Raw genomic sequence first — 20,028 nt, 5'->3', positions numbered from 1 at the left:
CGGACGACGCCGATCAGGACCGGTCGGCGTCGTCCGCCGGCGCGGCGGCCGCCAGCCGTTCGCGCGCACGGTCCAGCCAGTGCTGGCACAGCTCGGCCAGTTGCTCGCCGCGCTCCCACAGGGCCAGCGATTCCTCCAGCGTGAGTCCGCCCGCCTCCAGCCGGCGGACGACGTCGGCGAGCTCCTCGCGGGCCTGCTCGTAGGTGGTCGTCGGCTCGGCGGCCTCTGCACTGCTCACGGTTGCCCATCCTCTCGCTCCACCCGCACGGCCAGCCGACCACCCGCGACCCGGACCCGCAGCCGCTCCCGGTCGGCCACCTCCGACGGGTCGCGCACCAGTGCGCCGTCCTCCTTCTGGACGACGGCGTAGCCTCGCTCCAGCGTCGCCGCCGGCGACAGCGCCGCCACCCGCGCCCGGGCGTGCTCCAGGTCGCGTTCGGCGCCCTCGACGCGGTGCAGGAGGGTTCGGCGCGCTCGCCCCCGCAGCGCCTCGACGTCCTCCTCTCGGCCGTGCAGCAGCCGCTCGGGCGAGGCCAGCACCGGGCGCGTGCGGATCGACTCCAGCCAGCGCTCCTGCTGTTCCACCCGGACGGTGACGACGTGGCGGGCGCGGGAGCGCAGCACCTCGACCAGCCGCCGCTGCTCGCCGATCTCGGGGACGATCCGGTGCGCGGCGTCGGTGGGTGTCGCCGCGCGCACGTCGGCGACGTGATCGACCAGCGTCGTGTCGGTCTCGTGGCCGACCGCGGAGACCACCGGGGTGCGGGTCGCGGCGATGGCGCGCACGAGCCCCTCGTCGGAGAACGGCAGCAGGTCCTCGACCGAGCCGCCACCCCGGGCGATCACGATGACCTCGACGTCGGGCTCCGCGTCGAGTCGGCGGAGGCCCTCCATCACGTTGGCCGCCGCGTTGGGGCCCTGGACGGCGCAGTTGTGCATCGCGAAGCGCACCGCGGGCCAGCGGCGCCGGGCGGTGACCAGGACGTCGCGCTCGGCCGCGCTGTCACGGCCGGTGATGACACCCACGACCGCGGGCGCGAAGGGCAGCGGCCGCTTGCGGACGGCGTCGAACAACCCCTCGGCGGCCAGCAGCTGCCGGAGCCGCTCGATGCGGGCCAGCAGCTCGCCCAGGCCGACGGCGCGGACCTCGGTGGCGCGCAGGGAGAAGGAGCCGCGGGCGACGTAGTAGTCCGGCCGCGCCCGGACGACGACGCGGGCGCCCTCGGTCAGCTCCAGGCCGGGTCGGTCGGCCACGTCGCGGTGGCAGGTGACGGGGATGGACATGTCGGCCGCCGGATCGCGCAGCGTCATGAAGACGGTCGCCGCGCCGCCCCGGCGGGACAGCTGGGCGATCTGCCCCTCGACCCAGACCTCACCGAGGCGGCCGATCCAGTCGGCGACCTTCCGCGCGACCGTCCGGACCGGCCACGGCGCCTCGGGGGAGGAGGGGGAGCTCACGTCGCCGAGAGTGCCATCCCCGTCCGACCGGCTTCTGCCCGGTTACGCCCCCCGGGGCGCCAGCGGGCTGGCGGCGACGGCCTGCTCCTCGAGCTTCTCCAGCCTGTTGCGCAGCATGCGGAGATAGGGCTCACGGGCCTTGGTGGCCTCCTCGTACGCGACGAGGTCCTGCACGGTGCGGAGCGCGTAGCCGCGCAGCCGGCCGCGCAGCTGGGCGATGGAGAAGCTGTCGTAGCCCTCGATCGGCGCGGTGCCGGCGGCCTGCGAGCCGGACAGCTCGCTGCCGCCCTGCGGGTCGTCGGTCGGCGCGGCCGAGTAACCGCCCACGGCGTCGATCGCAGCCCCCTGGGCGATGGCGGCGTCCTCCGGGGCCGTGCCGGTCTCGCCCTCGTCCGTGCGGACGCCGGTGGCCGCCGCGACCGGGCTGCCGCCCTCGTCCGTGGCGGTGGCCGGGCCGGTGTCGGTGCCGGTCGTCGGGGTGGCCTGCTTCGCCGGAGCTGCCTTCTGGGCCGGAGCCTTCTTGGCCGGAGCCTTCTTCGCCGCCGCCTTCCTGGCCGGGGCCGCCTTCTTGGCCGGGGCGGCCTTCTTCGCGGGCGCCTCGGGCGCGGCGATGCCCTCGTCGGTCACGGACGCCTCGACGCGGGCGACCTCGCCGTCGGGAGTGAGGACGTCGACCGTCGTGGCGACATCGGGGGTCTCGCCGGCGGTGGTCGTGGGTGCCGTCTCGTCGAGGGTCGGTGCCTGGTCGATGAGCTCGTCGATGGCGATCTCGTCGAGGATCTCGTCGGTGCCGGGGACGGCTTCGGCGAGCTCCTCGATCGACTGGCGGCCCTCCTCGACCTGGTCGGCGAGCCGGTCCACGACGCCGGTCACCGCGTCGGCGGCCGGGTCCGAGGGCAGCGTCTGGACCTCGGCGTCGCTGATGCCGTCGCTGGTGGGCTCGGCGGTCGCGCGGTCGAACGCGGAGTCGCGGAAGCCGCCGGCCGTCGGCTCTGCGACCTCGTCGTCGTCGTCGAAGGTGGCCAGACCCGGTTCGTTCTCGCCGCGCAGGCCGGTGAACAGCTCGTCGCCGCGGGCGACGAAGCCGGCGTACTGCTGCTGCACCTTCATCGCGTGCTGCATGGCGAGGCCGATGAGCCGGACCGGCAGACCCGGCAGGGTCTCGGGCAGCCTGCGCGCCTCGTCCAGCACGGTGGCGGCCAGTCCGGCGGCGGCGCGGACGACTTCGGGGATCTCTCGGGCCATGGGGCACAGCGTGCCCCACAACCTGCGACGCGACACGCGATGTGGGCAGTTCCACGCGCGCTGCCACACGGAAGCGTGGTGGTCGATCCCACCAGCGGCGAACGGGCGCCCCGCCGTGACCTGCCTACCATGGGTGCATGGCTGATCAGCGCGGACGCGTCCTCCTGGCCGACCCCCGCGGGTATTGCGCCGGCGTGGACCGCGCGGTCGTCGCCGTCGAGCGGGCGCTGGAGATCCATGGCGCCCCCGTCTACGTCCGCAAGCAGATCGTCCACAACAAGCACGTGGTGGCGACCCTCGAGCGGCGGGGCGCGATCTTCGTCGAGGAGACCGACGAGGTGCCCGAGGGCTCCGTGGTGGTCTTCAGCGCGCACGGGGTCTCCCCGGCAGTGCACGAGGAGGCAGCCGCCCGGCAGCTGCGGACCATCGACGCGACCTGCCCCCTGGTCACGAAGGTGCACCAGGAGGCCAAGCGGTTCGCCCGCGACGACTACGACATCCTGCTGATCGGCCACCGCGGGCACGAGGAGGTCGAGGGCACGTCGGGCGAGGCGCCGTCGCACATCCAGCTGGTCGACGGGGCCGACGACGTCGCGAACGTCCAGGTCCGGGACCCCGAGAAGGTGGTGTGGCTGTCGCAGACCACGCTGTCGGTGGACGAGACCCTGGCGACCGTCGACCAGCTGCGCACCCGGTTCCCCGGGCTGCAGTCCCCGCCCAGCGACGACATCTGCTACGCCACGCAGAACCGGCAGCAGGCCGTGAAGCAGATGGCTGCCGACTGCGACCTGGTCCTGGTGGTCGGATCCACGAACTCGTCGAACTCGGTGCGCCTGGTCGAGGTGGCGCTGGAGGCCGGTGCCCGCGACTCGCACCTCGTCGACTTCGCCTCCGAGATCGACCCGGCGTGGCTCGAGGGAGTCGGCACCGTGGGCGTCACCAGCGGCGCCTCGGTGCCGGAGATCCTGGTGAGTGAGGTGCTCGACTGGCTGGCCGAGCGCGGCTATGCCGACGTGGAGACGGTCAAGGCGGCCGAGGAGCGGCTGGTCTTCGCGCTGCCGCACGAACTCCGTCGGGCCGAGCGCGCGGCGCAGGCCGACTGACCACCGCTAGCCGTTCGTCCCGTCCCGGGCATCGGTCGCCTCGTCGTCGAAGGCGGGCTCGGCCGGGCGCAGCGTGCGGATCGTCGCCTCGATCGGCTCGGGTTCGGGCACCGGGCTCCCGGCGATGCCGAGGTCGTCGAACCGGCGGGCGGCGGTGAGCACGGACCGCTCGTAGGAGCCGACCGTCTCGTTGAACCGGGTCATCGTGGTGCCCAGAGCCGAGCCCAGGCGGGTCAGGTGACCGGACAGTGTGCTCAGCCGGGCGTGCAGCCGGCGGCCCACCTCCAGCACCTGGTCGGCGTCGCGCGCCAGACGTTCCTGACGCCACGAGTAGGCGACGGTGCGCAGGAGGGCGAGCAGCGTGCTCGGGGTCGCCACGACGACGTCCTTGGCGAAGCCGTGCTCGAGCAGTCCGGGCTCGGCCTCCAGCGCCGTGGTGAGGAACCCGTCGGACGGGACGAAGAGCACGGTGAACGGCGCGGCCGGGCGGAAGGCGGTGGGGTACCGGCGCGCGGCCAGGGCGTCGATGTGGGTGCGCAACTGCCGGGCGTGGGCGGCGACCCGCTGGGCGCGCACGGCGACGTCCTCGGCCTGCACCGCCTCGATGTAGCCGGTGAAGGGCACCTTGGCGTCGACGATCACCTGCCGGCCGTCGGCGAGGGTGACCACGAGGTCGGGCCGCACGCCGGCGCCCTCGTCATTGGTGCCGCCCGGCTGCTCGACGAAGTCGCAGTGCTCGACCAGCCCGGCCACCTCGACCACCCGGCGCAGCTGCACCTCGCCCCAGCGCCCGCGGACGTGCGGGGTGCGCAGCGCGGTGACCAGGGCGGCCGTCTCCTGCTTCAACTGTGCGGAGGTCGTGCCCACCGTGCCCATCTGCTCGCGCAGCTCGCCGTGCGCGGTGGCCCGGGCGCGCTCCATGCCGGCGAGCAGCCGGTGCAGATGGTCCAGTGACTCGTGCACGGGCTCGAGCCCGGCGTCGTCCGGCCGGCGCCTGGCGAGCAGCGCGACGACGCCGAGCGTCACCGCCGTGGCCAGCAGCGCGCCGAGGAGGAGACCGGAGATCAGGGAAGCGGCATCCATGGCCGCAGACCCTGCCGGACGGGTCCGACAGTTTCGCGGATCAGGCAGGAACGGCGGCGTGCTCCGCCTCGTGGTCGAGCAGCCAGCGCTTGACCGGCGTCCCCCAGCGGAACCCGCCGAGCCCGCCGTCGGAGCCGAGGACGCGGTGGCAGGGGACGAACAGTGCCGCCGCGTTGCGGGCGCAGGCGTTGGCCGCGGCCCGCACGGCCGCCGGGCGGCCGCACCGGGCGGCGAACGCGGCGTAGGTGTCCGGTTGCCCCGCGGGCACGGTGCGCAGCACCTCCCAGGCCCGGGTCAGGAACGGGCCCGAGCGCTGGAGCACCGGCACGTCGTCGATCCCGGTCACGTCGCCGGCGAAGAACTTCTCGACCACGTCGAGGACGGGCAGGTCCTCGACCCGCTCGCTGCGCACCGGGCGGAGGGTCGGATGGACCACCGGGAGGAGCTGGTCGAGGTCGGCGGTCCAGCCGCCGGCGAGGACGACGTCGCGACCGTCGGGGTCGCTCGTGACGACGACGGTGAACGGTCCCGGCGGGGTGGACACGGTGGCGTGGCGGACGCTCATCAGGCGCTCCTCGGCAGCTGGGAGGTACGGGTGAAGAGGGAGGGCACGGCGAGGGCCCACAGGTGCAGGACGGCGTAGGAACGCCACGGACGCCAGCGGGTCGCGGCGTCGGCATCGCTGCTGCCGAGCACCGCCAGCGATCGGCGCAGCGCCAGGTCGCCGGGCAGCCAGACGTCGGGATCGGCCAGGCCCCGCAGGGCGACGAGCGCCGCTGTCCAGGGACCGATGCCCGGGACGGCGAGCAGCGCCCGACCCGCCTCGTCGCGGTCGGCACCCGGGTCCAGGGCGATCTCCCCGGCCGCGAGGGCGGCGGTCAGCGCGTGCACCGTCCGCCGCCGAGCTCCGGTCAATCCGACCGCCGACAGGTCGCCCTCGGCCAGGGCGGCCGCGCGGGGGAACGCGTGGGTGAGGGTGCCGACCGGCTCGGGGAGAGGGGTGCCCGCGCTCAGCAGCCGGGCGGTCAGCGTGCGGGCGCCGACCACCGAGACCTGCTGGCCGAGCACCGCCCGCACCGCGAGCTCCTCGGCGTCGGGCGAGGCCGGCACCCGGCGGCCGGGCGCGGCCGCGACGAGCGGGGCCAGCGCCGGGTCGGCGCCCAGCACGTCGTCCACGGCCGTCGGGTCGGCGTCGAGGTCGAGCATCCGGCGGCACCGGGTGACGGCGGCCCCGAGATCGCGCAGTTCGGCCAGCCGCAGCCGGGCGGTGACGGCCGGTCCGCCGTCCGGGGCGGGGGAGAGCCGGACCACCGCGGGGCCGTGGGGCAGGTCGAGGACGCGGGAGAACGTCGTCCCGTCCCACTCCTCGAGGCCGGGCACGGCGTGCGCGCCGAGGAACAGCAACACCTCGGCGGCCTCGTACGGCGCCCGCGCGGCCAGCCGGACGGTCAGCCAGCCGGGGGAGCCGTTGCTCGTCGCCGGCTTCGACCTCCGCAGGTCGCTCGGGGTCGAGGCGAACACCTCGCGGACGGTGTCGTTGAACTGTCGGATGCTCGCGAAGCCGGCGGCGAAGGCGACATCGGCCATGGGCAGGTCCGTGGTCTCGATGAGCAGCCGCGCCGTCTGGGCCCGCTGGGCGCGGGCGAGGGCCAGCGGCCCCACGCCCAGCTCGCCGACCAGCAGGCGGTGTAGCTGGCGCTCCGAGTAGCCCAGATGCGCGGCCAGCCCGGGCACGCCGGAGCGCTCCACCTCGCCGTCGGCGATCAGTCGCATGGCGCGGGCGACGACATCGGCGCGGACGTCCCACTCCGGCGACCCGGGGACGGCGTCCGGACGGCACCGGCGGCACGCCCGGTATCCGGCGCCCTGGGCGGCGGCCGCGGTGGTGAAGAAGGAGACGTTGCGCGCCAGTGGGGTGCGTGCCGGACACGACGGGCGGCAGTAGATGCCCGTCGTCCGGACGGCGGTGAAGAACCAGCCGTCGAACCGGGCGTCGCGCCCGGCGACGGCCCGGTAGCAGCGCTCGTGGTCCAGCACCTGGCTCATGGCGACGAGCATGCCAGCGGAGGACGACAGCCACTGGCGGTTTTCGGACGTCGCCGTGCGAGTGGCGGAATCGCCGTGCGACTGGCGGAATCGCCGTGCGAGCCCACCGATCAGCGCGACGCGTCCAGGATCAGCACGCCGATGCCGTCGAGCAGCCGGTCGAGCCCGAACTCGAAGGAGCGCTGCGGGTCGTACGCGGCCGGGAGTTCCTCCCCGGCGACCGGGGCGACCCGCGCGGCCGTCGGGTAGCGCTCGGGGTCGAACACCTCGGCCAGGTACGGCCCGGTGGCCGCCCACCACTGGTCCTCGGTGATGCCGGTGGCCCGTTCGTGGTCGGCCCTCTGCTGCACCCCGCCGACCGTGCCGCGGACGAACCCGTTGACCAGGGTGACCAGCAGGTCCATCTGCACCTCGGACAGGCCGAGCCCGTCCACGGCGCGCAGCTCCAGCTCGTACTTGCGCATCAGTCCGGGGCCCAGTGGCGGGCGGCCGGTGGCCACGTGCCGCGCCCAGGGGTGCCGGAGGAACAGGTCCCGGTTCACGTGGGCCACGGTCCGCAGCCGGATCCGCCAGCCGCCGGAGGTGACGACCGCCTCGTCGGGGTAGAGCTCGCCGAGCACCGTGTCGAGCATCAGGTCCACGAGCTCGCCCTTGCCGGGCACGTGCGTGTACAGGCTCATGGCCCCCACCCCCAGCCCGGCGGCGACCCGGCGCATCGACAGCGCGGCCAGCCCCTCCCGGTCGGCCAGGCGGACGGCGGCGTCGACGATGCGGTCGACGTCCAGGGAGGCCCGCGGTCCTGGGCGCGTGCCGCCGGCCGCCTGCCTGCGCCAGAGCAGCGCCATGCTCCGCGCGGGATCGCCGGTGCCGGTGAACTCGGTGGCCATGTCCTCACTCTCGCGCATGTCTCGGCAGCCGCCGGCGAACGACCTCCGTACGGCGTACGTTGTCGGTCGCTGTAACTCCGTACAGCGTACGGGGGGCGGCTGGCCGCGAGTGCCGCACCGGTCGTCGGACTCATCGAGAGGTAGGGGGAGACGCCGGCGCTGGACGGGGTGGACCTGCGGGTCGGGCGCGGTGCGGTCTGCGCGCTGCTCGGCCCGGACGACGGCACTGTCGAGGTGGCGCGACGCGGTCGCCGTCGTCGGGCCGGTCGTGCTCACGGTGCTGTTCGTGGTGCCGAGCGTCCGGCGGTGGCCGGCCTGTCCCGCTGACTGCCCGCCGTCCGCCGTCCACCGACAGGTGGACGGCGGACCAGCGGTTCGGCGGTCCCGTCGGCCGCTCGAGCGCAGCAGATTCGTGGCATGACGACGACACAGGCCGCACCCCGCCCCGCGGGGACGCCGACACCGACGGAACCGGCTGTCCGCATCCGCGGGCTGCTCAAGCGCTACGCGGGGCGGGCCGTCGTCGACGGCCTCGACCTCGACGTGCACCGGGGCGAGGTCTTCGCCCTGCTGGGGCCCAACGGCGCCGGCAAGACGACCACCATCGAGATCCTGGAGGGGATCCGCAAGCGGGACGGCGGCGACGTCCGTGTCCTGGGTGAGGACCCGGCGCGCGCCGGTCGGGACTGGCGGGCGCGCATCGGCGTCGTCAGCCAGACCGAGGGCCGGGCACAGGAGCTCAGCGTCCGCGAGGTTCTCGACCACTTCGCGGTCTACCACGCGACGCCGCGGCCGACCGCGGAGCTGGTCGCCGCCGTCGGGCTCGGCGAGAAGATCGGCACCCGGGTCGGCAGGCTCTCCGGCGGCCAGCGGCGACGGCTCGCGGTGGCCCTGGGCGTGCAGGGCCGGCCGGAACTGGTCTTCCTCGACGAGCCGACCACGGGCATGGACCCGGTCGCCCGCCGGCAGTTCTGGGAGCTGATCCGCGGGCTGCGCGCCGACGGCACGACCGTGCTGCTGACCACCCACTACCTGGACGAGGCCGCCGAGCTCGCCGACCGGGTCGGCGTCGTCGCCGAGGGCCGGCTGGTCGAGGTCGCCCCGCCGGGCGAGCTCGGCGCGGCCATCCGGCGGCAGGCCACGGTCCACTGGCTGGAGGACGGCGTCCCGCGCCAGGTGCGCACCGAGTCGCCCGCTTCCGTGCTGCGCGACCTGCTCGCCGTCGCCGGGGACGTGCCCGGCCTGACCGCCACCCGCCCCAGCCTCGAGGACGTCTACCTCGAACTCGTCGGCGCGCACACCACCGTTCCCGGCCAGACCGAGGGAGACCCCCGATGACCGCCGTCCGCACGCCCGCCGCACCGCCGTCGGCCGCCCGCATTGCGCTGGCCCGGGTGGGGCTGGAGCTGAAACTGTTCTTCCGGGAGCGCCAGCAGGTGGTGTTCTCCTTCGCCTACCCGGTGATCATGCTGGTCATCTTCGCGGCGGTCCTGGGCGGTGACGAGCGGCCGGGGGCAGTTCCCTTCACGCACTACTTCCTGGCCGGGATCGCGGCGACCGGCATCATGCTGACCAGCTTCCAGGCGATCGGCACCTCGATCGCCGCCGAGCGGGAGAACGGCCAGCTGGAACGGCTGCAGTTGCTCGGCACCCCGCCGGTCGCCTACTTCGCGGGCAAGGCCGGGCAGGTGCTGGTGACCACGGCGGCGCAGCTCGCGCTGCTGCTGCCGCTCGCCCACCACGCCTACGACGTCCCGATGCCGGCCGACGCCCAGCGCTGGCTGACCTTCGCCTGGGTGGCCGTCCTCGGAGCGCTGGCGGGCACGGTCCTGGGTGTCGCGGTGTCTGCACTCCGGGGTAGCGCGTCCTCGGTCACGACCGGCATCTCCGCCTTCGCGATCGTGCTGCAGTTCTTCTCCGGTGTCTTCTTCGGCTTCCTGGAGCTGCCGGGGTGGATGCAGCAGGCTGCCGCCCTGTTCCCGCTCAAGTGGATGACGCAGGGCATGCGGTCGGCGTTCCTCCCCGAGCAGGCGGGGGCGTTCGAGATCGCCGGCAGCTGGGAGCACGGCCGGACCGCCCTGGTGCTTGCCGCATGGGTGATCATCGGTGCCGTGGTGTGCGTGCGGACCTTCCGCTGGCGTCGGGCCGACGGATGACCTCGGACCCGGGCCGGCCGCCCGCCGTCGACCCTTCCTGCGAGGAGGAGGCCGACGGCGGCCTGCCGCTGTCGCCGCGGGCCTGGCGGGTCACGATCGTCGGCCTGCACCTGGTCTTCGTGGCGCTCCTGGCCATCGCCGTGGCGACGATCGTGCTGGCGCCGCTGGCGGGGTCGAAGCCGCTCCTGCTGTCGGCACTCGCCGCGCTGGCGGTGGCCTACGCCTTCCTCGGGGCACCGGCGCTGACGTCGCGGGACCAGCGGCGGGCACAGGCGTACCTCGCCGTCCTCGTGGTCGTCTTCGGCATCCTGGCGTGGGAGGAGCCGGCGCTGCTGTTCCTGCTGTTCATCGGCTACACGCACGTGTGGTTCCTCGTCGAGTCGCTGCGGCGCGGCATCGTCTGGACGCTCGCGCTGGCACTGGCCTCGACGCTGGGGCCGGGCATCGAGTGGACGCGCGGGAACGAGCCGCTGTCCGGGCCGGGGCAGACGCTGGTCGGCCTCGCGTTCAGCATCGCGATGGGCATCTGGATCAGCCGGGTGCTGGAGCAGAGCAAGGAGCGGGCGCTGCTGATCCGCGAATTGGAGCGCACCCGGGTCGAGCTGGCCCGGCTGCACCACGCGCAGGGCATGGCGGCCGAGCGGGAGCGGCTGGCGCGCGAGGTGCACGACACCCTGGCGCAGGGCTACACGAGCATCGTCGTCCTCGCGCAGACCGCGGCTGCGGGGCTGCCACCCGGTGCGGACGGCGTCGCCGAGCGGCTGGCCCTGATCGAGGAGGTCGCCCGCGAGAATCTCGCCGAGGCGCGGGCGATGGTGGCCGCGTTCTCGCCGCTGGCGCTGGACTCGGCCACCCTCGTCGAGGCGCTGGAGCGGCTGGTCGAGCGGTTCGGGCGGGAGACCGGCCTGGCCACGCGGCTGGACACCGCTGCCCTGGGCCGCGCCGAGCTGAGCCGCAGCGAGGAGGTCGTGCTGCTGCGCGGGGCGCAGGAGGCGCTGGCCAACGTGCGCCGGCACGCGTCGGCCACGGCGGTGGTGCTGCGGATCAGCAGCGTCGGGACGGGGCAGTCGCGGCAGGTGTCGGTGCACGTGGAGGACGACGGCGTGGGGTTCGATCCCGAGGACGCCGTCGGTGTCGGCCTGGCCGGGCTGCGCGACCGTGCCGAGGAGGTCGGGGGCACCGTGGACGTCGTCTCGGCACCGGGTGAGGGGACGCGGGTGACGGTGCGGGTGCCGGCCCGGTGATCCGTGTGCTCGTGGTCGACGACCACCCGGTGGTGCGCGGCGGCGTCGTCGGCTGGCTCGCCGCGCAGCCGGACATCGACGTGGTGGGGGAGGCCGGCGACGGGCTGGAGGCGCTCACCGCGGTGGCGGAGCACGCGCCGGACGTCGTCCTCATGGACCTGCGGATGCCCCGCATGGACGGCGTGGCGGCGACCGAGCGCATCGCGGCCGCGCACCCCGACGTCCGGGTGCTGGTGCTGACCACGTACGACACCGACGCCGACATCGTGCGCGCGGTGGAGGCCGGCGCGACCGGTTACCTGCTCAAGGACACCCCGCTGCCGCAGCTGGCCGACGCGGTGCGGGCGGCGGCGAGGGGCGAGACGGTGCTGGCCCCGCCGGTCGCCGCGCGGCTGGTCTCACGGATGAGGGCGCCTGCGGTCGAGGCACCCACGGCTCGTGAGCTCGAGGTGCTGAGCGGGGTCTCGCGGGGGCTGACGAACGCCGAGATCGGGCGGGAGCTGTTCATCGGCGAGGCGACGGTGAAGACGCACCTGCTGCGGGTGTTCGCGAAGCTCGGCGTCGACGACCGGACGCGGGCGGTGATGGTCGCGGTGGAGCGGGGCCTGCTCCCGCGACCGGGCTCCTAGCGAGCGCGCGGACGCCGATCCCGCCCCACGTAACCTGAACTCCCGTGAGCCTCACCATCGGGATCGTCGGCCTGCCCAACGTCGGCAAGTCGACCCTCTTCAACGCCCTGACCAAGAACGACGTGCTGGCGGCGAACTACCCGTTCGCGACGATCGAGCCCAACGTCGGCGTGGTGGGCGTGCCCGACCCGCGGCTCGACAAGCTGGCCGAGCTGTTCGGCTCGCAGAAGATCATCCCGGCGACGGTGTCGTTCGTGGACATCGCCGGCATCGTGCGCGGCGCCTCCGAGGGCGCGGGGCTGGGCAACAAGTTCCTCGCGAACATCCGGGAGAGCGACGCGATCTGCCAGGTCATCCGCGTGTTCACCGACCCCGACGTCGTGCACGTCGACGGCAAGGTCAGCCCGGCCGACGACATCGAGACGATCAACACCGAGCTCCTGCTCGCGGACCTCCAGACGCTGGAGAAGGCCATCCCGCGGCTGGAGAAGGAGATGCGCAAGGACAAGGACAAGGCGGACCTGCACAAGGCCGCCGTCGAGGCGCAGAAGGTCCTGGACGAGGGCCGCACGCTCTTCGCGGCCGGCGTCGACCCGGCGCCGCTGCGCGAACTCGGGCTGATGACCACCAAGCCCTTTCTCTACGTCTTCAACGTCGACGAGGAGGAGCTCGGCAACGAGGAGCTGATCGCCGAGCTGCGCGCTCTGGTCGCACCGGCCGAGGCGATCCTCATGGACGCCAAGATCGAGTCCGAGCTCGCGGAACTGCCCGCCGAGGAGGCCGCCGAACTCCTGGCCGGCATCGGCCAGGAGGAACCGGGCCTGGACCAGCTCGCCCGCGTCGGGTTCGCGACGCTGGGCCTGCAGACCTACCTCACGGCCGGCCCGAAGGAGGCCCGCGCCTGGACCATCCCGATCGGCGCCACCGCGCCACAGGCCGCCGGGGTCATCCACACCGACTTCCAGCGCGGCTTCATCAAGGCCGAGATCGTCTCCTTCGACCAGCTCGTCGAGGCCGGCTCGATGAACGAGGCCAAGGCCAGGGGCTGGGTCCGCATGGAGGGCAAGGACTACGTCATGCAGGACGGCGACGTCGTGGAGTTCCGCTTCAACGTGTGACGGCGCCGTGGGCGGCCGTCAGCGCACCCGCCGGATCAACCCGGTCTTGGAGCTCCACAGCGGCCGGCGCCACAGATCGAGGAGAACGAGGTTGCCGTCGTTCTGCAGCTGGAGGTAGGTCGTGCGCCCGGTCCCCTGGGTGCCGGAGTTCCACACGGCCACCCGGCCGCCGTTCCTGCCGGGCTGGTACCAGACCAGATTGCCGTCGGTCTGCAGGACCAACTGGCCGGCGATCGAGTCGCAGTCGACCCGTCCGTCGTTCGGGCAGTTGACGCCCCAGATGGGCACGTTGCGGTCCCAGACGTGCATGGAGTTCCCCGGGGTGCCGAACGTGTACCGGCCGTTCTGCGACGTCAGATCCCCCACGGCGCGACCTGAGACGTGCGCGTAGGTGGATGGCGTGCCCGTGGACCAGACCGGTCGCTTGCCGCTGTAGACGACCAGGTTCGCGTCGTCCTGCACCTGGAACACGTTGGTGCTGCCGGTGCCGTTGGTCATGGTCGCCCACGCGACCCGGCCGGTCGGGGAGTAGAGGACCAGGTTCCCGTCGCGCTGCAGGGTGAGGCGATTGCCGGGCTGACCGGAGGTCCCGAGGCTCCAGTAGGGGTTCGTGCAGTTCGTCGCACCTGTCCCGCAGCTGAAGAGGACCAGGTTGCCGTCGGTCTGCATGACCAGCCGCCAGAGACCCGAGGGTGACGTGAGGAACTGACCCGGCTGCAGCGTCGCGCCGGCAGCCAGCGCCCAGGTCGGTGCCGCCGCACGCGCCTCCGTCGCCGGAGCGGTGAGGCTCACGAGCCCTCCGCCCACGGCGAGGACGGCGAGGATCGCCAGCACCCGGATCCATCGAGCCGAACGCAGTGAGGGGAGGACGGGCACGGCACCTCGCAGTCGGGCAGGCCACTGCCGAAACCGGCACCGGGCGGTGCACGCTACAACGATGGGATCCCCTGTTCGCGGTAGAGCACGGGATGTCGCCCTGAGGGATGGCTGCGTCCGAGGCGGGGCATCCTCGATCCACGAGACGGAGGTCGGTGATGGTCGAGGACGCCGCGCGGCGCCGGGCTGAGCAGTCCGAGCGCGCCGCGTACCACGTGCAGGCTCAGCGCCGGCGGGAGCAGGAGGAGTCGGACAAGGCCCAGGTGCTCATCGACCGGTTCGTCGAGCAGGCGAAGCAGGCCGGGCTACCGACGGAGGAGCTGACGGCTCGCCCGTGGTCCGGGACCGGTCGCTACCGGACCGGCATCGTCGGGTGGTACCTGAAGCGCAACCGCTCGGTCGGCATCGGCGAGGACGGCAGCTTCTACGTGCTCAACGTGCCTCCGGTGCGGTTCGGCCGATGGCGCACCGTCCACGTCGACCCGACCCCGCCGCCGCTCGTCGTCGGCAAGGGCGCCGGCGACGGCGAGGTGTTCGACCTCGACGACCTGCTCCGCAAGCGGCTCGACCGGTTCGACGACGGTCAGGGCTGAGCCGGGCTCACAGCTTCCCGCGCAGGATCCGCCGCCAGTAGGTCCGGGGGAGCAGGTAGCGGTCGGCGAACCAGGTCGCGCGGCGTGGCTTCATCGGATCGAGGAACGGCACCGACGGGGTGGGGCGGCTGTCACGGTCGACCTCGGCGAGCAGCAGCTTCCGCCGGCTCACGGTGATCGGCATGACGGTGTAGCCGTCGTACCGCTGCAGCGGCTTCCCGTCCCGCGCTGCGGCCATGTTCTGGACGAGGATCTCGACCTGGCGTCGGAGAGCGCCGCCCGAGGGCCGGGTCGCCAGGGCCGCCGCGTCGCCGATCGACCAGATGGCCCCGTGCCGGCGCGAGCGCAGGGTGGTGGGGTCGACGTCCACCAGCCCGGGCGTCGGGTCGGCGGCCAGGCCCGCGTCGGCGATCCAGCTCGGCGCCCGGTAGTGCGGCACGGCGTGCGCGAAGTCGACGTCCTCGAGCACCTGCCGGCCGGCGGGGGAGGTGACCGTGATCGCGTGCGATGCCCAGTCCACGTCGGCGATGCGGGTTTCGCGCAGCACCTCGATCCCGTAGTCGGCGAAGGCGCGGTCGAGGATCTCGTCGGCCTCGCGGACGTCGGTCGGGTGCCGTGCCGGCAGCAGGAGGCGGACCCGCAGGTCGGCCAGCGCGCCGGTCCGCCGCCAGTGGTCGCACGCCATGAACAGCGGCTTGAGCGCGGTCGGGCCGCACGACGCCGGCTCCGGCGGCACGGTGAACACCACGGAGCCCGAGCGCAGCGACGTCAGCCTCGGCCACACCTGCGGCGCGCTGCCCGGGACGTAGGTGGAGGCGACCCACCCGTCCGCGTAGGCCGGCTGGAGCCCCGGGGTGGCGTCCCAGTCCTCCACCAGACCCGGGCACAGCACGAGGGTGGAGCAGTGCAGCGTCTGCCCACCGCGCGTGCGGACGGTCATGGCGTCCGCGTCGACCGCCTCGACGCTGTCGCGGACCCAGCGGCACCCGTCGGGGACGATGCCGGCCGTCGGACGCTCCAGGTCCGCCATCGTCGCCTCGCCACCGCCGACGTAGTTGAGCAGCGGCTTGTACCGGTGCAGGGGTTGCGGGGCCACGACCGTGACGCCGTCGGCGCCCCCGCGCAGCAACCGGGCCGCCAGCGAGATGCCGGCATTGCCACCACCGACGACGAGCACCTGCGTCTCATCCACGTCCGCTCCCGGGAAGGCCCGCGGACTCCGTCACCGCCGTAGATCGGCCACCGTGTCGAGCCTGCCCAACTTGTGCGGGTTGCGCATCGCGTACATGCGGCTGATGCGGCCGTCCTCGACGACGAACGTGAGCGCGGTGTCGAACTCCCCGCCCGCGTCGATACGCGCGCCCACGGTCCCGTTGACCAACGGTGTGGTGATCTCCAGGCCCGGTGCGAACGCCGCGAACTTGGCGAGTGCCCGAGCGACCTTCTCCCGACCCGCGACCGGCCGCCTGGCCGCCGGTGCCAGGCCGCCGCTGTCGGCGACCACCACGACGTCGGGCGCGAGCACCTCCATGAGACCCAGGACGTCGCCTGCCGTCACGGCGGCGAGGAACCGGTCCACGACCCGCTGCTGCTCGGCCTGGCTCACCGTCATCCGCGGACGGCGCGCCGCCACGTGCTGCCGGGCGCGATGGGCGATCTGCCGCACCGCGGCGCTCGACTTGCCCACGGCCTCGGCGATCTCGTCGAACGGCACGTCGAACACCTCGTGCAGCACCAGCACCGCGCGCTCGGTCGGCGAGAGGGTCTCGAGCACCGTCAGCATCGCGATCGACACGCTCTCGGCCAGCTCGACGTCCTCGGCGACGTCGGGGCTGGTCAGCAGCGGCTCGGGCAGCCACTCGCCGACGTAGTCCTCGCGGCGCCGGGACAGGGTGCGCAGCCGGTTGAGCGCCTGACGGGTGACGATGCGCACCAGGTAGGCCCTCGGGTCGCGCACCTCTGCCCGATCGGCCCCCGCCCACCGCAGCCACGCCTCCTGGACGACGTCGTCGGCGTCGGCGGCCGAGCCGAGCAGCTCGTAGGCGACGGTGAACAGCAGGCTGCGGTGAGCCGTGAAGGGGTCGCCGGTCATGCCGCGGGGACGCCGTCCGCCGTCCGGGCCGCCAGCGGCGGCAGGCCGCAGGACGCGGCGAACTCCTGCGAGCGGATGCCGAGCGCGACGTTCCCGCGCGCACTGGAGTTCATGAAGCCGATCCTGGCAGTCAGTTCGACCATGGCCGGCGCCCCGAGCTCGGCGAGCAGCGCGGCGGACATCGCGTCGGTCACGGCAACGGGTGTCCGGGACATCGCCTCCGCGTACTCCATGACCCGTCGTTCCAACGGCGTGAAGACGGCGGACTCGCGCCAGCGCGGCACCTCCCGGGCCTTGCCCTCGTCCAGGCCCCGGTTGTGCGTGAGGAAGTAGTGCAGGTCCAGGCAGAAGCTGCAGCCGATCGCGCCGGCCGCCGCCATGGAGGCGAAGGACGCCAGGTTCGGGTCCAGCCGGTTCCACGCGTCGACCTTGCGGCCGAATGCCATGGAGTCCTTGAGGACGGCGGGGTAGTGCCACATGACGCCGGCGCCCTCGGGCACCTGGCCGAACATCTTCCGGCTGAACAGCTTGAGCAGACCCCCGTAGATGCCGGTGATCTCGGTGGCCGGGATGCGGGTGCTCGACATGTCTCCTCCTCGGTGAGTGGTCTCGTCGACATGGAGACACCGGCCGCGGACGGGATGTGACACCTCGTGAGGAGGAACGGGGAGCTATCCGGCGATGCGGGCGCACTCCTCGCACCGCTCGCCGTCGGAGGCCGACGGCCAGTCCCGACCCGCGGCCGCGGTGACGAGCACGCCGCAGACCGACGCGTCGAGCCCGTCGACGACCGGCCGGGCGACCGCGTGCGCGACGGCGCGAAGACCTCGGGCGACCGTCGGCACGGACGTTCCGGTCGCGAACAGGCTGGCCGTCATGTCGACAGGGTGGGATCTCCAGATGTCGCCGGGGTGACGCGCGATCGAACATCCCGCGCCGACTGCTGCTCGGCGAACCGGCGGCGGGCGTCCTCCAGGACCCGTTCGGCGTCCTTCCTGTTCTCCCAGGTGCGGGTCTCGGCGGACTTGTCCGGCTCGAGCGCCTCGTAGATCTGGAAGAAGTGCCAGATCTCGCTGACCTGGTGGAAGGGCACGTCGCCGAGCTCGCGCAGGTGCGAGAACCGGGGATCGTCCGCGGAGGCGCACAGCAGCTTGGCGTCCGGGCCCTTCGTGTCGTGCATCCAGAACACGCCGATCACCCGCGCGCGCACGAGGCAGCCCGGGAACGTCGGCTCGGTCAGCAGCACGAGCGCGTCGATCGGGTCGCCGTCCTCGGCGAGGGTCTCGGGCACGAACCCGTAGTCGCTCGGATAGCCGGTCGCGGTGAACAGCATCCGGTCCAGGCGGATCCGGTCGAGCTCGAGGTCGTACTCGTACTTGTTCCGCGATCCCTTGGGGATCTCGACGATCACGTCGACGTCCACGAGCACGGCCCTTCGTCGGAGAAGGTGACCTTCCTGGCGGGGAACCCTCGCCCGCGCCGGGGGACGCGTCAAGCGGGAGCACCGACGACCGCTTCGGTTGCGCGGGTCAGCCGGTCGGAGCACTGTCGAGAGCACCGGCGAGACCTGCCCGGACGGCCCGGGCCAGGGCCGGTTCACGGGAGGGTGCCATGGCTTCAGCGCGCGACATCATGACCGGCGGCGCCGAGTGCGTCGGCGAGAACGAGAGCTTGCTGGATGCAGCCCGAAAGATGCGCGACCTGGACGTCGGGTCGCTGCCCATCTGCGGTGAGGACAACCGCCTCAAGGGGATGCTGACCGACCGCGACATCGTCGTGAAGTGCCTCGCCGAAGGTGGGGATCCGTCGTCGGCGAAGGCCGGGGACTTCGCCGAGGGCAAGCCGGTGACCATCGGCGCCGACGACCCGGTGGAGGAGATCCTCCGCACGATGACGCAGTACAAGGTCCGGCGGCTGCCCGTCATCGACGGCCACGACCTGATCGGCATCGTCAGCCAGGGCGACGTGGCACGGAACCTGCCCGAGGAGAAGGTCGGCGATCTGGTCGAGGCCATCTCCAGCTGACCGGTCAGGTGCCGCAGAAGGTCCGGTAGACGCCGAAGTCCTGCGGCGCGGGCGCGGCGTACCGCTCCAGCCCGGGCCGTTCGTCGAAGGGGGCGGACACGACCTCCAGCAGCTTCTCCAGCGGCTGGAGGTCGCCGGCGGTCGCCGCGTCCAGGGCCTCCTCGACCAGGTGGTTGCGCGGGATGTAGATCGGGTTGACCCGGTCCATCGCGTCGGCGTCCGGGCCGATCGCCCGCCAGCGGGCCAGCCAGTCGTCGATCGCCGCGAGATCGAGGAACAGCAGCCGCGTGGGCTCGGCGTCGCCCCTGGCGGCCGCACCGAGCGTGCGGAAGAACGACGTGTGGTCGACGTGGTCCTTGTGCAGCAGCTCCTGGAGTTCCTCGAACAGGGGCCCGGCCACCGCCTCGTCGAGGCCGTCGGGCAGGCCGAGCTTGGCACGCATGCCGGCCAGCCACGCGGCGTTGTACCGCGGCCGGAAGGTGCCGAGGGAGGCGACCGCGAGCTCGACGGCCCGCTCCTGCTCCTCGTCGATCAACGGGAGCAGGGCCTCGGCCAGCCGGGCGAGGTTCCACTCCGCCGCGAGCGGCTGATTGCCGTAGGCGTACCGGCCGCCGGAGTCGATCGAGCTGTAGACGGTCGCCGGATCGAACGCCTCCATGAACGCGCAGGGGCCGTAGTCGATCGTCTCGCCCGAGATGGTCATGTTGTCGGTGTTCATCACGCCGTGCACGAAACCCACGAGCATCCACCGCGCGACGAGCTCCGCCTGGGCGGCGACGACCGCCTCGAACAGCGCCAGGTACGGGTGGTCGGCGTCGGCCGCCGCCGGGTGGTGCCGGGCGATCGCGTGGTCGGCGAGCCGGCGCAGCAGCTCGACGTCGTCGGTGGCGCGGGCGTACTGGAAGCTGCCGACCCGCAGGTGGCTGCTCGCCACCCGGGCGAGGACGGCGCCGGGCAGCAGCGTCTCCCGCCGCACCTCGCGGCCGGTCGCCACCACGGCCAGCGACCGGGTGGTCGGGATGCCGAGGGCGTGCATCGCCTCGCTGATGACGTACTCGCGCAGCATCGGCCCGACGGCGGCCAGGCCGTCGCCTCCCCGGGCGAACGGGGTGCGGCCGGAGCCCTTCAGGTGCAGGTCCCGCAGCCGGCCGCCGGTGTCGACGAGCTCGCCCAGCAGCAGCGCGCGGCCGTCGCCGAGCCGGGGTGAGTAGCCGCCGAACTGGTGTCCGGCGTACGCCTGGGCGACTGGAGTCGCGCCGCCGGGCACCGCGGTGCCCACCAGCAGGCCGACGCCGTCGTCGCTGCGCAGCCACGCGGGGTCGAGCCCCAGCTCGGTCGCCAGCGCGTCGTTGAGCACGAGCAGCCGGGGGCGGGGCGCCTCCTCGGCCCGCCATGGAAGGGCCAGCTCCGGCAGCTCGCGGGCGAAGCGGTTGTCGAGCACGGTCCTGGGCGGCGCGACGGTCACCTCATCCA

General features: G+C 73.5%; 22 protein-coding genes. 8 read left to right on the top strand and 14 right to left on the bottom strand.

All coding sequences use genetic code 11. The features are described from left to right. Positions 1–13 precede the first annotated feature (13 nt). The 3 genes from MVA48_RS11440 to MVA48_RS11430 are packed head-to-tail and all read right to left on the bottom strand — an operon-like array spanning position 14 to position 2,703. Positions 14–238 (bottom strand): exodeoxyribonuclease VII small subunit, encoded by a 225-nt coding sequence (locus tag MVA48_RS11440; protein WP_246988907.1) that lies wholly within the window; start codon positions 236–238, stop codon positions 14–16. Further along, entirely contained in the window at positions 235–1,458 is a 1,224-nt protein-coding gene (gene xseA, locus MVA48_RS11435) for an exodeoxyribonuclease VII large subunit (RefSeq protein WP_246988905.1), read from the bottom strand. Before xseA ends, MVA48_RS11440 begins: the two co-directional genes overlap by 4 nt. A gap of 42 nt (positions 1,459–1,500) precedes the next feature. Beyond that, positions 1,501–2,703: a hypothetical protein gene (locus tag MVA48_RS11430; RefSeq protein ID WP_246988903.1), complete on the bottom strand. Its 1,203-nt coding sequence runs from the start codon at positions 2,701–2,703 to the stop codon at positions 1,501–1,503. A 137-nt stretch (positions 2,704–2,840) separates the two neighbouring features. Here MVA48_RS11430 and MVA48_RS11425 point away from each other — a divergent pair, with 137 nt between their 5' ends. After that, positions 2,841–3,806, top strand: coding sequence for a 4-hydroxy-3-methylbut-2-enyl diphosphate reductase (locus tag MVA48_RS11425; RefSeq protein WP_246988901.1), 966 nt, complete (start codon positions 2,841–2,843; stop codon positions 3,804–3,806). 6 nt (positions 3,807–3,812) lie between these two features. Here the strand turns inward: MVA48_RS11425 and MVA48_RS11420 are convergent, their stop codons facing one another. The 4 genes from MVA48_RS11420 to MVA48_RS11405 form a co-directional block, all read right to left on the bottom strand. Next, positions 3,813–4,889 carry a DNA recombination protein RmuC gene (locus MVA48_RS11420; RefSeq protein WP_246988899.1) on the bottom strand — a complete coding sequence of 359 codons (1,077 nt, stop codon included), beginning with the start codon at positions 4,887–4,889 and terminating at the stop codon, positions 3,813–3,815. Positions 4,890–4,929: 40 nt separating this feature from the next. Then, positions 4,930–5,454: a methylated-DNA--[protein]-cysteine S-methyltransferase gene (locus MVA48_RS11415; RefSeq protein ID WP_246988897.1), complete on the bottom strand. Its 525-nt coding sequence runs from the start codon at positions 5,452–5,454 to the stop codon at positions 4,930–4,932. Next, entirely contained in the window at positions 5,454–6,935 is a 1,482-nt protein-coding gene (locus MVA48_RS11410) for an AlkA N-terminal domain-containing protein (protein WP_246988895.1), read from the bottom strand. The genes MVA48_RS11415 and MVA48_RS11410 overlap by 1 nt, the downstream gene beginning before the upstream one ends. A 110-nt stretch (positions 6,936–7,045) precedes the next feature. Then, positions 7,046–7,822, bottom strand: coding sequence for a TetR/AcrR family transcriptional regulator (locus tag MVA48_RS11405; protein ID WP_246988893.1), 777 nt, complete (start codon positions 7,820–7,822; stop codon positions 7,046–7,048). Between the two features lie 417 nt (positions 7,823–8,239). On the opposite strand from MVA48_RS11405, the gene MVA48_RS11400 reads away from it, so the two are divergent. The 5 genes from MVA48_RS11400 to ychF are packed head-to-tail and all read left to right on the top strand — an operon-like array spanning position 8,240 to position 12,969. Continuing rightward, entirely contained in the window at positions 8,240–9,160 is a 921-nt protein-coding gene (locus MVA48_RS11400) for an ABC transporter ATP-binding protein (protein WP_246988891.1), read from the top strand. Then, positions 9,157–9,978: an ABC transporter permease gene (locus tag MVA48_RS11395; RefSeq protein ID WP_246988889.1), complete on the top strand. Its 822-nt coding sequence runs from the start codon at positions 9,157–9,159 to the stop codon at positions 9,976–9,978. The genes MVA48_RS11400 and MVA48_RS11395 overlap by 4 nt, the downstream gene beginning before the upstream one ends. Beyond that, the gene (locus MVA48_RS11390) at positions 9,975–11,222 is read left to right on the top strand and encodes a sensor histidine kinase (RefSeq protein ID WP_246988887.1); all 1,248 of its coding nucleotides are present in this window, start codon (positions 9,975–9,977) and stop codon (positions 11,220–11,222) included. The genes MVA48_RS11395 and MVA48_RS11390 overlap by 4 nt, the downstream gene beginning before the upstream one ends. After that, entirely contained in the window at positions 11,219–11,851 is a 633-nt protein-coding gene (locus tag MVA48_RS11385) for a response regulator (protein WP_246988885.1), read from the top strand. Before MVA48_RS11390 ends, MVA48_RS11385 begins: the two co-directional genes overlap by 4 nt. Positions 11,852–11,895: 44 nt before the next feature. After that, positions 11,896–12,969 carry a redox-regulated ATPase YchF gene (gene ychF, locus MVA48_RS11380; RefSeq protein WP_246988883.1) on the top strand — a complete coding sequence of 358 codons (1,074 nt, stop codon included), beginning with the start codon at positions 11,896–11,898 and terminating at the stop codon, positions 12,967–12,969. 18 nt (positions 12,970–12,987) lie between these two features. Here ychF and MVA48_RS11375 read toward each other — a convergent pair whose 3' ends face one another. Beyond that, complete coding sequence (locus MVA48_RS11375; RefSeq protein WP_246988881.1) at positions 12,988–13,845, bottom strand: hypothetical protein; 858 nt, start codon at positions 13,843–13,845, stop codon at positions 12,988–12,990. A gap of 158 nt (positions 13,846–14,003) precedes the next feature. Between MVA48_RS11375 and MVA48_RS11370 the strand changes: the two genes are divergently transcribed. Further along, positions 14,004–14,438, top strand: a complete 435-nt coding sequence (locus tag MVA48_RS11370) for a hypothetical protein (protein WP_246988880.1) — start codon at positions 14,004–14,006, stop codon at positions 14,436–14,438. A gap of 7 nt (positions 14,439–14,445) precedes the next feature. On the opposite strand, the gene MVA48_RS11365 is transcribed toward MVA48_RS11370, so the two are convergent. From MVA48_RS11365 to MVA48_RS11345, 5 genes are all read right to left on the bottom strand, one after another. Beyond that, the gene (locus tag MVA48_RS11365; RefSeq protein ID WP_246988878.1) at positions 14,446–15,630 is read right to left on the bottom strand and encodes an NAD(P)/FAD-dependent oxidoreductase; all 1,185 of its coding nucleotides are present in this window, start codon (positions 15,628–15,630) and stop codon (positions 14,446–14,448) included. Positions 15,631–15,660: 30 nt separating this feature from the next. Then, entirely contained in the window at positions 15,661–16,530 is an 870-nt protein-coding gene (locus MVA48_RS11360) for an RNA polymerase sigma-70 factor (RefSeq protein ID WP_246988876.1), read from the bottom strand. Continuing rightward, positions 16,527–17,117: a carboxymuconolactone decarboxylase family protein gene (locus tag MVA48_RS11355; RefSeq protein ID WP_246988874.1), complete on the bottom strand. Its 591-nt coding sequence runs from the start codon at positions 17,115–17,117 to the stop codon at positions 16,527–16,529. The genes MVA48_RS11360 and MVA48_RS11355 overlap by 4 nt, the downstream gene beginning before the upstream one ends. A gap of 84 nt (positions 17,118–17,201) precedes the next feature. Continuing rightward, on the bottom strand, positions 17,202–17,408 hold the full coding sequence (locus MVA48_RS11350; protein WP_246988872.1) for a hypothetical protein: 207 nt from the start codon (positions 17,406–17,408) through the stop codon (positions 17,202–17,204). After that, complete coding sequence (locus MVA48_RS11345) at positions 17,405–17,959, bottom strand: inorganic diphosphatase (RefSeq protein ID WP_441300208.1); 555 nt, start codon at positions 17,957–17,959, stop codon at positions 17,405–17,407. Before MVA48_RS11345 ends, MVA48_RS11350 begins: the two co-directional genes overlap by 4 nt. 182 nt (positions 17,960–18,141) lie before the next feature. Between MVA48_RS11345 and MVA48_RS11340 the strand changes: the two genes are divergently transcribed. Continuing rightward, positions 18,142–18,555, top strand: a complete 414-nt coding sequence (locus tag MVA48_RS11340) for a CBS domain-containing protein (protein ID WP_246988870.1) — start codon at positions 18,142–18,144, stop codon at positions 18,553–18,555. 4 nt (positions 18,556–18,559) lie between these two features. Here the strand turns inward: MVA48_RS11340 and MVA48_RS11335 are convergent, their stop codons facing one another. Then, positions 18,560–20,020, bottom strand: a complete 1,461-nt coding sequence (locus tag MVA48_RS11335) for a protein adenylyltransferase SelO (RefSeq protein WP_246988868.1) — start codon at positions 20,018–20,020, stop codon at positions 18,560–18,562. Between the last annotated feature and the right edge of the window lie 8 nt (positions 20,021–20,028).

This window comes from Blastococcus sp. PRF04-17, assembly GCF_023016265.1.
Classification (GTDB): Bacteria; Actinomycetota; Actinomycetes; order Mycobacteriales; family Geodermatophilaceae; genus Blastococcus_B.
The sequence above is the reverse complement of the archived record's forward strand: the minus strand, read 5'-3'. Positions and strand labels throughout refer to the sequence as shown.